The organism is Amycolatopsis sp. NPDC003676 (assembly GCF_053587275.1).
Genome location: NZ_JBSFNS010000068.1, coordinates 1 through 12,718, shown reverse-complemented (window position 1 = coordinate 12,718; position 12,718 = coordinate 1). Strand labels below are relative to the sequence as shown.

At 68.0% G+C, this 12,718-nt stretch carries 13 protein-coding genes; 4 read left to right on the top strand and 9 right to left on the bottom strand.

Annotated features, from left to right (window positions below; all coding sequences use genetic code 11):
- Nucleotides 1-52 precede the first annotated feature (52 nt).
- Nucleotides 53-1,435 carry a S8 family peptidase gene (locus ACWDNU_RS30345; protein WP_449671419.1) on the bottom strand — a complete coding sequence of 461 codons (1,383 nt, stop codon included), beginning with the start codon at nucleotides 1,433-1,435 and terminating at the stop codon, nucleotides 53-55.
- A gap of 78 nt (nucleotides 1,436-1,513) precedes the next feature.
- Nucleotides 1,514-1,759, bottom strand: a complete 246-nt coding sequence (locus ACWDNU_RS30340; RefSeq protein WP_081654961.1) for an SCO4848 family membrane protein — start codon at nucleotides 1,757-1,759, stop codon at nucleotides 1,514-1,516.
- A gap of 42 nt (nucleotides 1,760-1,801) precedes the next feature.
- Between ACWDNU_RS30340 and ACWDNU_RS30335 the strand changes: the two genes are divergently transcribed.
- Nucleotides 1,802-3,031 (top strand): D-alanyl-D-alanine carboxypeptidase family protein, encoded by a 1,230-nt coding sequence (locus tag ACWDNU_RS30335; RefSeq protein WP_449671418.1) that lies wholly within the window; start codon nucleotides 1,802-1,804, stop codon nucleotides 3,029-3,031.
- Nucleotides 3,032-3,092: 61 nt separating this feature from the next.
- On the opposite strand, the gene yhjD is transcribed toward ACWDNU_RS30335, so the two are convergent.
- The 5 genes from yhjD to ACWDNU_RS30310 form a co-directional block, all read right to left on the bottom strand.
- Nucleotides 3,093-4,106, bottom strand: a complete 1,014-nt coding sequence (gene yhjD / locus ACWDNU_RS30330) for an inner membrane protein YhjD (RefSeq protein ID WP_370932092.1) — start codon at nucleotides 4,104-4,106, stop codon at nucleotides 3,093-3,095.
- A gap of 54 nt (nucleotides 4,107-4,160) precedes the next feature.
- Complete coding sequence (locus ACWDNU_RS30325) at nucleotides 4,161-5,417, bottom strand: hypothetical protein (RefSeq protein ID WP_449671417.1); 1,257 nt, start codon at nucleotides 5,415-5,417, stop codon at nucleotides 4,161-4,163.
- 41 nt (nucleotides 5,418-5,458) lie between these two features.
- On the bottom strand, nucleotides 5,459-6,478 hold the full coding sequence (gene trpS / locus ACWDNU_RS30320; RefSeq protein ID WP_449671416.1) for a tryptophan--tRNA ligase: 1,020 nt from the start codon (nucleotides 6,476-6,478) through the stop codon (nucleotides 5,459-5,461).
- Nucleotides 6,479-6,866: 388 nt separating this feature from the next.
- Complete coding sequence (locus tag ACWDNU_RS30315; RefSeq protein ID WP_449671415.1) at nucleotides 6,867-7,340, bottom strand: hypothetical protein; 474 nt, start codon at nucleotides 7,338-7,340, stop codon at nucleotides 6,867-6,869.
- Nucleotides 7,341-7,690: 350 nt separating this feature from the next.
- On the bottom strand, nucleotides 7,691-8,506 hold the full coding sequence (locus tag ACWDNU_RS30310; RefSeq protein WP_370940577.1) for an exodeoxyribonuclease III: 816 nt from the start codon (nucleotides 8,504-8,506) through the stop codon (nucleotides 7,691-7,693).
- A 64-nt stretch (nucleotides 8,507-8,570) separates the two neighbouring features.
- On the opposite strand from ACWDNU_RS30310, the gene ACWDNU_RS30305 reads away from it, so the two are divergent.
- The gene (locus ACWDNU_RS30305; protein ID WP_449671414.1) at nucleotides 8,571-9,302 is read left to right on the top strand and encodes an MBL fold metallo-hydrolase; all 732 of its coding nucleotides are present in this window, start codon (nucleotides 8,571-8,573) and stop codon (nucleotides 9,300-9,302) included.
- 380 nt (nucleotides 9,303-9,682) lie between these two features.
- Here the strand turns inward: ACWDNU_RS30305 and ACWDNU_RS30300 are convergent, their stop codons facing one another.
- Nucleotides 9,683-9,994, bottom strand: coding sequence for an SH3 domain-containing protein (locus ACWDNU_RS30300; protein ID WP_370932097.1), 312 nt, complete (start codon nucleotides 9,992-9,994; stop codon nucleotides 9,683-9,685).
- Between the two features lie 190 nt (nucleotides 9,995-10,184).
- On the bottom strand, nucleotides 10,185-11,408 hold the full coding sequence (locus ACWDNU_RS30295) for an NADP-dependent isocitrate dehydrogenase (protein ID WP_449671413.1): 1,224 nt from the start codon (nucleotides 11,406-11,408) through the stop codon (nucleotides 10,185-10,187).
- A gap of 229 nt (nucleotides 11,409-11,637) precedes the next feature.
- Here ACWDNU_RS30295 and ACWDNU_RS30290 point away from each other — a divergent pair, with 229 nt between their 5' ends.
- Nucleotides 11,638-12,114 (top strand): hypothetical protein, encoded by a 477-nt coding sequence (locus tag ACWDNU_RS30290; RefSeq protein ID WP_449671412.1) that lies wholly within the window; start codon nucleotides 11,638-11,640, stop codon nucleotides 12,112-12,114.
- Nucleotides 12,115-12,151: 37 nt separating this feature from the next.
- On the top strand, nucleotides 12,152-12,517 hold the full coding sequence (locus ACWDNU_RS30285; protein WP_116201667.1) for a DUF2203 domain-containing protein: 366 nt from the start codon (nucleotides 12,152-12,154) through the stop codon (nucleotides 12,515-12,517).
- Nucleotides 12,518-12,718: the final 201 nt, after the last annotated feature.

Below are 12,718 nucleotides of genomic sequence, written 5' to 3'. Positions count from 1 at the left end.
AAAGCGGCCCTCGTCCCGAGCATTCGGGACGAGGGCCGTTTTTGTTGCCGCGTCAGTGAACTGCGTCCAGCGCGTTCACCAAACCGCGCCCGTAGTACGAGTTGTTCTGCTTCGGCCCTTCACACGCCGAAACATCGCAAGCCACCGGATCCGCTTCCGCGGTAAGCAAAGCCGACAGAGCGCGCGGCGGCGCGTTCCGATGCGTGGAAGCCAGCAAAGCCGCAACCCCGGCCGCGTGCGGGGAAGCCATCGAGGTGCCGCACTTAGTGCCGTAAGCGCCATTGAAGACCGTCGACAGCGGGCAGCCCGCGCCTTCCCCGGCAGGCGGCTTCTGCCCCGAATCCCCGCCCGGCGCGGTAACCGTGACCGAGCCGTAGTTGGAGTAGTAAGCCTTCGTACCCGCGTAACCAACCGCAGACACCGTCACCACACCGTCGATCGCCTTCGGCAGGATGCCGCACGAAGAGTCAATCTTGTGTGGACGGTTCGGGTCCACAGTCTGCGTACGCACATCGAAGCCGGAGTTGCCCGCTGCAGCGATGTTGAGAGTCCCGCGCTGCGTCGAGTAAGTGACAGCGCGCCGTACGGCCTCGTACGCGGCAGCGTCGCCCGCTTCGTTGCGGCAGTAGAACATCCCGGGGTCGATGTAGTAGCTGTTGTTCGTCACTTGGAAGCCGTGCTGCCCGGCCCAAACGAAGCCGCAGACGGCCGCCTCCGGGAAGATGTAGCCGTCGTCGTTCACCACCTTCACCGACGCCAGCCGCACGCCCGGCGCGATGCCGGTGAAGCCGCGCTTAACGTCCTTGCCCGCGATGGTGCCCGCGACGTGTGTGCCGTGATCGGAGTTCGTCGGCGTCCACGAGGACGCGTCCGGTGCGCCGGTGACACAGCCGGTTGAAGACTGCGCGTCTACCGCATGCGCGAGCGCGGGGTGCTTGGCGTCGATGCCGGAATCCAGCACGCCGACGGTGACCGACCGCGAACCCGGGTTGATCTTGTTCGCCTCGGGAGCGTGGATCGCGCGCATGTCCCACTGCTGTGTCGACAAATCGTCACCGGCGGCGATGCTCTCGGTCTGCTCCAGCATTCCGATAGCCGAGCGCAATCCGGCGCGGGCGGCGGCCTTCGCGGCGACGTCCTTGCCCGCCGAGTAGGCCCGCTTCACTCCGAGCCGGTCGGCGAAGTCCGCGTTGCGCGAGCTGGCGACCGCGACGCCGATCTCCGGGTAGTACGCGATCCGCTTGCCGCACTTGGCGCTCAGCTCCGCGTCGACCGAACGTTGCTTCTCGCCCGGTTGGTACAGCACGACGTAGCTGTACTGGGTGCTGGTGGTGTCACACGACGGCGCGGGCGCGGCGGACGCGGGCACGGCCACCGCGCCGGCGGCGACCCCGGCCACCGCGATGGGGACGAGCAATCGACGTAAACGGGACATTTAGCCTCCATGGTCGGTCGCCCGAAACTAAGCCAGCCCGGACGCGTCCCGCCACCGACCAAAGGACTCATCCCCGCATCAGGTGTTCGCGCGTTCCTTCGACGTCGCCCGGATGCCGCGCCAGCCGAGCACCCCGATGGCGGTGCCGAGCACGAACGACACGACCGTCAGGATCGCGTGCACGATGAAGTACCCAGTGGGTGAACCGTCGGCCGCCCAGGACTGGTTGCTGGCCCACAGATTCTTCGCGAACGTGATCCAAATGATCCAGGACCAGATGCCGAAAGCGAACAAGGCCATCGCTGTACCTCGTGAAATGCGCATGTCTCGAGTATGCCGCCGGACCATCGGCGCTAGATTGCGTGGGTGCACCCTGCTTTCGCCCGGTCGCTGCGAGCATTCGCCGCGCCACTCGCCGCAGCCCTCGTAGCCGTCGCCGCGCCTGTCGCCCTCGCCGCCCCGGCGTCGGCGGAGCAATGCACCGAGCACGCCGCGCCGCCGGCCCCGGTGGACACCTCGGAGAAGCCGAAGCCGGGCCAGACCGTCCCGCCGCCGCTTCCGATGCCCGCCCAGCCGGTCGGCGGCGACCGTCTTGGCGGCTGCGGCCCGATCCTCCCGCCGGGCGCGCCCGCGCTGCCCCCTGGCGATACCTCGGCGTCGTGGGTCCTGCAGGACCTCGACACCGGCGCGGTCGTCGCGGCGAAGGACCCGCACGCGCGGGAGCGGCCCGCGTCGCTGATCAAGACGCTGCTGGCGCTCGTGGTGGTCACCGAGATGAAGCCCGAGCAGATCATCGTGCCGACCAAGGAGGACGCCGAGCAGGAATGCACCTGCGTCGGCATCACCGCGGGCGGGCACTACACGGTTGACCAGCTGCTGCACGGCCTGCTGATGCACTCGGGCAACGACGTGGCGCACGCCTTCGCGACCGCGCTGGGCGGCGCCGACGCGGCGGTCGCCAAGATGAACGCGCTCGCCGCCCGCATCGGCGCGACCGACACCCGCGCGGCGACCCCGTCCGGCCTCGACGGACCGGGCATGTCGACCTCGGCGTACGACCTGAGCCTCGTCTTCCACTACGCGATGAAGCAGCCGGAATTCGCCAAGGTGGTGGCGACGAAGAACTTCACGATCCCGGCCATCGACGGGAAGCCGCCGATTCCGGTGTTCAACGACAACAAGCTGCTCGGCGTGTATCCCGGTTTCCTCGGCGGGAAGACGGGCTTCACCGACGACGCGCGGCACACGTACGTCGGCGGCGCGGCGCGCGACGGGCACCGCCTCGCGATCGTGATGATGCGCGCCGAACAGCGTCCGACGAAGGTGGTCGACCAGGCGGCGAAACTGCTCGACTACGGCTTCGCGCTGGAGAAGAACGGCGCGCAGCCGGTCGGCCAGATCGCCTACCAGTCGTTGAGCGCCGACTCCGCCCCGATGTCCGACAAGCAGGTCACCCCCGCTGGCGCGACGACCGCGTCCGCGCAGAAGCCGGACCCGTTCGGGACGACCGGCTGGATCCTGACGGTGATCGTGCTGGTGATCATCGTGGCCGGGTTCGTCATCAGCTATCAGCGGAAGCGCAACGCCCGCGCATAACGCGACCGATGAAAAAGGGCCTCCTTGATTCGCTCAAGGAGGCCCTTTTCGTTGCGTAGCGTCAGCTCTTCCGCCTGCCTAGCCAGGCCAGCAGCGCACCCGCGCTGAACGCGCCCGCCACCGAGCCGAGCCCCAGCCCGTGCTGCACCGTCACCCGCGGCTCCAGCAACACCGGAGCGGGCGGCTGCACCACGCGCCGCTGGTTCTCCCGCGCGGTCGCCGTCCACGCCGTCACCAGCAGCAGGAACCGCGACACCAGGTTCGCGAAGACCAGTAACCCGATCACCGGCCCGAAGATCGCCGCCGACGGGGACTTCGTGACGCTCGCCAGATAGACCGTCGCGACCTGCTGCAAGACCACGAATCCGACCGCGGCGATGAGCGCGCCCTTGACCGCGCTCCGCAGCGCGACGTGCTCCCGCGGCAGCCGCGCGATCACCCACAGGAAAACCAGCGCGTTGGCGACCAGGCTGAGCACGATCGTCGCGACGTGCAACAGGAACTTCGCCCACCCCTGGCCTTCCAGCCCGACCAGCTTCAGCAGCAGTTCGCCGAGCCCGCTGCCCGCCGCTGTGAGCGCGAACGACACGACCAGCGCCAGCCCGAGCCCGAGCAGCGACAGCAGGTCCTTGATCGTCTTGCTGACGAACGGTTCCGTCTTCTTCTCCTGGCCCCACTGCGCGGTGAGCGCGTCGCGGAGGTTGGCCATCCAGCCGATGCCGGAGTAAGCCGCCAGCAGCAGCCCGAAGATCCCGATGCCGCTGCCGGACTTCAGCGCCGCGTCGGTGATCTGCTTGACCAGGCCGCGCAGCCCCTCCGGCACCGAGCTGTCGATCCCGTGGGTGATCTGGTCGATCACCGCGGTGTTGTGCCCGAGCACCATGCCGACGACCGCGAACGCCACCATGAAGATCGGGAACACCGACAGCACGCTGAAGTAGGTGATCGCCGCCGCGTAATGGTTGCCGTAGTTTTCGTTGAAGGAGTCGTTGGCGCGGATCAGGTGATCCAGCCACGGGTACTTCCGCCGCAGCCGGGGCAGCAGCTTTTCCTTGTCACCGGTCTCTTTCGCCACCGGAAAACGCTAACCACGGCGACCGGGCCCCGCAACGCGAGCGTGCCCGCGCGGTTACTGTTCGTGGAAGACGGAGATCATCTTCTGGGCGGCGGGCACCAGCAGCCGGGTCGCGTCCGCGCCGCTGATGCCGTCCGGTGCGGCGTTGTGGTCGGCGAGGTAGAGCTTGAACACGAAGCGGCCTTTGCGGAACAGCACCTCGCCGTGGGTCTGCCCCTTGCTGCTTACCTGTCCCTCGTCCCCGACCTGCGCGGGCGCGGATTGGCCGTCCTTCGGCGCGGATCCGAGGTAGCTCTTCGCCGCGTCTTCGCCGAGGAAGCTGATCGCGGTCAGGTGCAGCGCGCGCCGGTCGATGCCGTTGTCGTGACCGGTGCCGCGCTCGCAGTCGATCTGCACGTAGTTGTGCTCGGTGCTGTTGGTCATGATCATGTCGCCGACGGCGGTAGCGGGGGTTTCGGCGACCATCGGCGAAGCGTCGGTGCCGATCGCCGGGGTCACCGCGTCGGGCGTGAGCATCGGGCAGGGCTGCGCGACCGATTTCGGGAATGCCGCGCTGTCGTAACCGATGACGTTCGCCCCGGCCGGCGCGCTCACCTGCTTCGCGAAGTTCTCGGCGACCTTCTTGCCGAGATCTTGCAGCTTGCCCGCGCTCTTGTCTGCCTTCAGCTCGAAGTCCAAATCGACCAGCGTGTCTCCCAGGACCAACGCGGCATCGCCGGAAGCGTCCGACGGGCTATCCGTCTTGCGGCGCTTGGAGAAGATCTTCACCGGGCCGACAGTCAGGCTGGGATCCGCGTCGTCAAGGTAGGGCTTGGTGTTCACGGTCGGCACGTAGGCCGGCTGGGACACCGCGACCGCGAGGTGCTCGTGTGTTTGATTGCCCTGGTCGTCTTGCAGGCTGTACACACAGTGGTTTACGCCCGAGGTCAGCGCCTTGGCGTAGGTGTTTTCGGACGACCGCAGCGGTCCCGAACCGTCGCCGACCAGGTAGCGGCGCTCGAAGGTGGCCCCGTTCGGGTCCGGCCGCGAGTCGACCCTGATCCCGAGCGCGACGAGGTCTGCGACGGTCAGCAGGTTGCACGCCTGGATCACCGGCTTGCCGCCGATCCGCACCGCTTGCGGGTTCGCTTTTTCCTTGATCGGAGCGGGGTCCGGATACTGCGAGTTCGCATAACCCGGCCGTTGCACGGTCTGGCCGTCGCCGTTCGGGTCCTTCGCCTTCTCGCTGTCCGATCCGGACATTCCGCCGCACGACGTGACCAGCACCAGCGTCGCGACACTGATCGGCCACAAACCAGTTTTGAATTTCACGCTATTCCGTCCCCCCTGGACTTGTTGTGTGTGCGCCTCGCTCAGCTCGCGGGCAGGAACCCGATCCGCTCGTAGACCGACGCGAGCGTGGCCGACGCGACCTCGCGCGCCTGCCGCGCCCCCGCAGCGAGGATCCGGTCCAGCTCCGCGACATCGTCCAAATAGGACTGGACACTCTCCTGCAGCGGCGTGACCCAGTCGACGAGCACCTCGGCGAGGTCCTTCTTGAGGTCGCCGTAGCCCTTGCCCTCGTAAGCGGTTTCGAGGTCGGCGACGGTGCGGTCGGTCAGCGCGGAGTAGATCGTGAGCAGGTTGGAGACGCCCGCCTTCTCCTCGCGGTCGAACCGGACCTCGCGGCCGGTGTCGGTGACCGCGGAACGGATCTTCTTCGCCGAGCGCTTCGGGTCCTCGAGCAGTTCGACGAGCCCGTTGGCGGTCGCCGCCGACTTGCTCATCTTCGCCGTCGGTTCCTGCAGGTCGTAGATCTTCGCGGTGTCCTTGACGATGAACGGCTCCGGCATCACGAACGTCTTGCCGAACCGGCTGTTGAACCGCTGCGCGAGGTTGCGGGTCAGCTCGAGATGCTGCCGCTGGTCCTCGCCGACCGGCACCGCGTTGGTCTGGTACAGCAGGATGTCCGCGGCCATCAGCACCGGGTAGGTGAACAGGCCGACGCTCGCGTGGTCGCTGCCCTGTTTGGCGGCCTTGTCCTTGAACTGCGTCATGCGGCCGGCCTCGCCGAAGCCGGTCTGGCATTCGAGCACCCAGCTCAGCTGAGCGTGCTCGGGCACGTGGCTCTGCACGAACAACGCGCTGCGCGCCGGGTCGACCCCGATGGCGAGCAGCTGCGCGGCCGAACGCCGCGTCCGCTCGAGCAGCACCTTCGGGTCCTGCTCGACGGTGATCGCGTGCAGGTCGACGACGCAGTAGAAGGTCTCGTGGGTGTCCTGCAGCCGCACCCACTGACGCAGGGCGCCGAGGTAGTTGCCGAGGTGGAAGGAGTCGGCAGTCGGCTGGATCCCGGAAAGCACCCGCAGGCGCCCGTTCTGTTCGTCGGACACGCCGAGATTCTTTCAGGCTGCGAAGGAGGCGATGCCGCGGCCCCGGGGGTTCGCGGCCGGAGGGGCAGCCGGGACGTCTCGACGGCCTCGGTCCGAAGATTCACTTCCGGGGAGGAGCCGCCGCTCTGGGGATTTCAGAACTGGCGGGAGCCTCGGGCCCCTGGCTGAGCGCGGTTCACCGGGATTGCCGATGTCCAGCACCACCGCGAGATTCACGCCCGGCCACGCCCCGAGCACGGTCCGTCCGGACTGCCGACGATCCAGCACCACCGAAACATTCGGGCTCGACCGCGCCGCGACCCCAGCACGGTTCGCCGGGACTGCTGAAGGTTCTGGCGGGAAAACTCACCGCCGCTGCCGGGCTGCTGCCGGAGAACCGGCGAGCCGACTAGGACTGCCGCAGGGGCAGCGCGGCCGGAGCCGGTTCGAGCGGCCGGGTCGGCTCCTCGTCGAGAGTCCCGGCGGCAGCCTCGATCGTCTTCGCGCGGGCCTTGCGCCGCTGCCGGACGACGCCCAGCGCCATTCCGATGATGCCGAAACCCACCGCGACCAGGCCGACCGGTCCGAGCATTCCGAACCCGGTCGACGTCGTCTCCGCGCGGACCACGCCGTCGTCCGCGAACGCCGTCGCGCCCGTTCCGACGGCCGCGACCAGGATCGTCGCCAGCACCGCCAGGACGCGTCCGCCCGCAACCGCCAAGGAACGGCCCGAAGCCGCTGCCCGGCCGCGGCCTGCCGCCGAAACACCGCGGCCGTCCTGCGCCGCGTCGCGGATCGAAGTCGGTTGAGGTGCCGTCGCGCCGGGCACCCCCAATGGGGTGACGGACGCCGAACGGCCGAGCGCCAGCGTGGACCGTGTCACGAACCGGCCTGGGTTGCGCACCGGAGTGCCTCCCGCGAGGTGACTGTTCTGAGTGAGCGTCTCACCCGTAAGGATGAGTTCTCGACGTGCTACTGGTCAGAAAACTACCGAGCGTGTCAAGACCTGTCGGATCTGATCAACTCGGGTGCCGAGGCTAGCGCCCACTCGGGGAGTAACCATGGGCACCCCCGCCGTCTCGGCGTCGTCGGTGGTCAGCGCCGTGCGCGGCTCGCGGGACCACGCACAGTGTCCTCAACCCCGGCGAAACCGGACAGAATCACCCCGCAGAACAAACCCGAACTACTCTCAGCAGGTTATTCACCAGCTGGTCACCAGCGGGAAAACCAGGCTCAGCCCGGGAACGGCACGTCGTACTTCGCGGTGACCGGCGCGTGGTCCGACCAGCGCTGGTCATACGACTCTGCCCGTTCGACCACCACCGACGTCACCTTCTCCGCGAGACCGGGGGTCGCTAGCTGGCAGTCGATGCGCCAGCCCGAGTCGTTGTCGAACGCCTTGCCCCGGTAGGACCACCACGTGTACGGACCGGGCCCCTCGGCGTCGAGACGGCGCTGGACGTCGACGTAGCCCGCCTCGTAGACGCGGCCCATCCACTCGCGTTCCTCGGGCAGGAAGCCGGAGTTCTTCTGGTTGCCGCGCCAGTTCTTGAGGTCGACCGTGTCGTAGGCGATGTTCCAGTCGCCCACCACGACGACCTCCCGGCCTTCCGCGGCCGATTTCGCGCGCAGTTCGACCAGGTACGGCAGGAACGCGGCCATGAAGCGCTCCTTCTCGTCCTGGCGCTCGGTGCCGACGTCGCCGCTCGGCAGGTACAGGCTCGCCACCACCACGCCGGGCAGGTGCATTTCCAGGTACCGCCCGCTGTCCTCGAACTCGGGCTCGCCGAACCCGGTCCGCACCTCGTCCGGCTCGACGCGGCTGTACAGCGAGACCCCGTTGCGGCCCTTCACGACCGAGGGCGCGTGCGCGGCGAACCACCCCTCCGGCGCGACGACGGACGCGGGCAGCTGCGCGGCCTCGGCCCGCACTTCCTGACACGCGACGACATCCGCCTCAGTGGCGGCCAGCCACTCGACGAAGCCCTTCTTGACGGCGGCCCGGAGGCCATTGACGTTGACAGTGGAGACGATCAGCACCCCGCGCACGCTACCCGCCGGGTCCGACAATTTTCCGCGCGCGGCAGGTCCGGCGAGGTCCAGAATGACCGCCATGCCCCGCCTGACCGTCCTCGGCAGCTGCGGCGCCTGGCCGGAACCCGGCCGCGCCTGCGCCGGATTCCTGCTGTCCCACGAGGATTTCCACGTCGCGCTCGACCTCGGCTACGGAGCCGCCGCACAGCTCTTCCGGCACGTCCCCGCCGACCGGCTCGACGCGATCGTCGTGACGCACGAGCATCCCGACCACCTCGCGGACGTCAGCGCACTCGGCCGGGCCCGCCACTACACGACCGACCGCAAGCTCCCGTTGCACTGCACTCCCGGCAGCGTGCGCCGACTGGCCGCGATGGAGCCCAGCCCCGCCCCCGACGAGAACTTCGACCTCCACGACCTCGGCGCTGAGACCGATCTCGGCCCGTTCCGGCTCACCACCGCGCTTCTGCCGCACCACGTGCCGAATTACGGAGTCCGGCTCACCGCACCCGGCTACACCCTCGCCTACACAGGCGACACCGGTCCCGCTCCGCAACTGACCGATCTGGCCCGCGACGCCGACGTCCTCATCTGCGAAGCCACCCTGCAAGGCGCACCGCCGGACGGCCCCCGCTACCTGATGACCGCCGCGGAAGCAGGGCAGCTCGCCACTGCGGCGAATGTCCGAACGCTGCTGCTCACGCATTTCTGGCCGGGTTCCGACCGAGCGGTTTCGGTGGCCGAAGCCCGCGCCAACTTCTCCGGAGAAGTGCTCGCCGCGGAAGAAGGACTCATGCTGAATCACGCATAACCGCGTGCCACATAAAAATCGCGATCGACCACTACCCGCTTTCGCACCAGTACCGAGCAGTGCGAAGAGCAAACCGAACCGGAGCAGGTGCCGTAAAGAAATCCGGCAATCGCGAAAGTTCCGAGCCGCACGGAGGCAGCGGCTCAGCCGATCGGCGGCAATCCCGGTTGGACGACCGAAGCCGTCCCACCACATGAGACGAACCGCCGGAGCCGAGACACCACACCGGACCCGCCCGGAACCGGGCTCGCCAACCGCTCGATCCCAGGCGAACCACGCGACGCATCGAACCCAGCAACCACACGAATCCAAGCACCGCAAGCAGTCCAGTCAAGCCAGCGCCCGCACAGAGAACGACCAGGCACCAGTACGAAACGGACTCAGCACTTGGCCCCGGACACCGGCGTCACGAAGCTGTCCGCGACCCACTTGCCGTCGGCGATCTTCCGGAACCCGTTCTGCACCACGGGTTGTGCGTCGAATTCCGCGCCGCGCAAGTACTTGCCGATGACTTTCCCGTTACCCGCGGCGGTTTCCCGCGCGTTGAGCACGTCGGCGGTCACCGAGACCTTGCAGCCGGTCGGGGATCCCTGCGCGTCCGCCTGACCTTTCTGGCCGAACGCGTAGATGACCACGACCGCAGCGATGACGCCGATAATAATCAGTGTCTTCTTGGGCAAACCCAGAATCACGGCCGCTCCTCAGTCGCGAAAAACCCCTCGTCCAGAGTAGGCAGTCCGGCCGGGCCCGGACAGGTTCCCGACCCCTTTCCACCCGGAGGTGCCAATCCTGTCACCGACACAACACGAAGAGTGACAAAAAAAGAAGGGCACCTCGGAAGACTCCTCCGAGGTGCCCTTCTCCCTAACGGCTAAAGAAAGATCAGCCCTGCGCGATCTTCTTGGCCAGGTTCTCGTCCAGCGTCGCGAGGAAGTCCTCGGTCGTCTGCCATTCCTGGTCCTTGCCTACCAGCAGCGCGAGGTCCTTCGTCATCTTGCCGCCTTCGACGGTGTCGACGACGACCTGCTCCAGCTTGTTCGCGAAGCCGATCAGCTCCTGGTTGCCGTCCAGCTTGCCGCGGTGCTCGAGGCCCCGGGTCCACGCGTAGATCGAGGCGATCGGGTTCGTGGAGGTCGGCTTGCCCTGCTGGTGCTGGCGGTAGTGCCGGGTGACCGTGCCGTGCGCGGCCTCGGCCTCGACGGTCTTGCCGTCCGGCGTGCGCAGCACCGAGGTCATCAGGCCGAGCGAACCGAAGCCTTGGGCCACGGTGTCGGACTGGACGTCGCCGTCGTAGTTCTTGCACGCCCAGACGTAGCCGCCCTCCCACTTGAGCGACGCGGCGACCATGTCGTCGATCAGCCGGTGCTCGTAGGTGATGCCCTTGGCGTCGAAGTCCGACTTGAACTCGGTCTCGAAGATCTCCTGGAACACGTCCTTGAACATGCCGTCGTAGGCCTTGAGGATCGTGTTCTTGGTGGAGAGGTAGACCGGGTACTCGCGGTCGAGGCCGTACTGCAGCGACGCGCGCGCGAAGTCCTCGATCGACTTGCGGTAGTTGTACATCCCCATCGCGACGCCGCCGCCCTCGGGGAAGTTCGCGACCTGGAACTCCATCGGCTCGGAGCCGTCTTCGGGGGTGTAGGTCATCGTCAGGGTGCCCGGGCCGGGGACCTTGAAGTTGGTGGCCTTGTACTGGTCGCCGTGCGCGTGCCGGCCGATGATGATCGGCTTGGTCCAGCCGGGTACCAGCCGGGGGACGTTGCGCATGACGATCGGCTCGCGGAAGATCACGCCGCCGAGGATGTTGCGGATGGTCCCGTTCGGGGACACCCACATCTTCTTGAGGCCGAACTCCTCCACGCGCGCCTCGTCGGGCGTGATCGTGGCGCACTTGACGCCGACACCGTGCTGCTTGATGGCGTTGGCGGCGTCGATCGTGATCTGGTCGTCGGTGCGGTCCCGCTCCTCGATGCCCAGGTCGTAGTAGTCCAGGTTCACGTCCAGGTACGGGTGGATCAGCTTGTCCTTGATGAACTGCCAAATGATGCGGGTCATCTCGTCGCCGTCGAGTTCGACAACGGTGCCCTGGACCTTGATCTTGGCCATGAGCAGCGGTGCTCCTTCCGCGGATCTTCGCGTTCTCTTCTTCGCTCTCCGATAGCGGTACAAGCGTACTGCTAAACAGAGCTGGATGGTTCCAGAAGTGGTCGGAATCAAGTCTCTACCACCCTTGACGCGGCTCTCCGACCGGGCACGATCCGGGCGCCCGCTCGAGGGGAACCGGACGAGCCCGGCGAACATCCCATCGCGTAACCACAGCCTGGGAGGCCACACCATGTCGTACCCCGCGCCCTACCCCGCCCAACCGGCGATGGTCAGCCAGCCCGCCAGCCGCGCCGCCGCGCGCGTGCTGAGCGGACTGTGCGGCCTCGTGCTCACGCCGATCGCGATCGGCGTGCTGGCCTTCGGCGGCTACCGCCAGCAGACCCAGGTGTCCGCGACCTTCGGCGAACACGGCGACGGCCTCGGCATGACGCTGATGGCGGTCGGCGCGCTGCTGCTCGTCGGAGTGGCCCTCCTCGGTGCGTGGTCGGGTGCCGGGCCGGTCGTCGGCGGGGTGATCTGGGGCGTGCTGCCCGGGGTCGTCACGCTCGTGTCGCCGCGGACCGGAATCGACCTGCTGCGTCTGCTCCCGGGCGACGAACTGGCGGCCGGATTCGGCGGCTGGCTGGTGTCCGGTGCGCTGCTGGGCGCCGGATTCGTGCTGGTCGGCGCGGGTCTGGCGGCGACGCTCGTGCGTCGGCGCAGGTAGCGGCGAGACGGCGCGGGCCCGGTGAGACTATTTGCAGATGGGATTGTTCACCGTAGCCGAGGCCCGCACTGAACTCGCCCGGCTGCTTCCCGTTCTCGCCGAACTGATCCGGGTCCGCGCCGACGCCGCCGAGCTCGCCGCGTCCCTGCGTCCTGGCGGGCGGGACACCAGCCTCGGCGGCCTGCCGGAGTGGAAGGCCGCGCAGGCCCGGCTGGACGACCTGATGACCGCGATCCAGGCGACCGGGGCCGAGCTCAAGGGGTTCGCCCCGCTGCTGGTGGACTTCCCGGCCTCGCTCGACGGCGACGACGTGCTGTTGTGCTGGCTCGAGGGCGACCGGGAGCTGACCTGGTACCACCGGGCCGATCTCGGTTTCGCCGGCCGTCGCCGATTGCCCGGATAATCACTGGTCAAGCCCACTACGGTGGCTGGGTGAGCACACTTTTCGACGCCGACGCGGCGGGATACGACGAGGACACCTTCCACCCGTATGTGGCCGAGCAGCTGATCAGCGGCCTTGCCCCCAAGCCCGCTCTCTTGGTCGACGTCGCCGCCGGGACCGGCGCGGCCGCCTTCTCGGCGCTGCGGCTGGAACCGGCCGCCG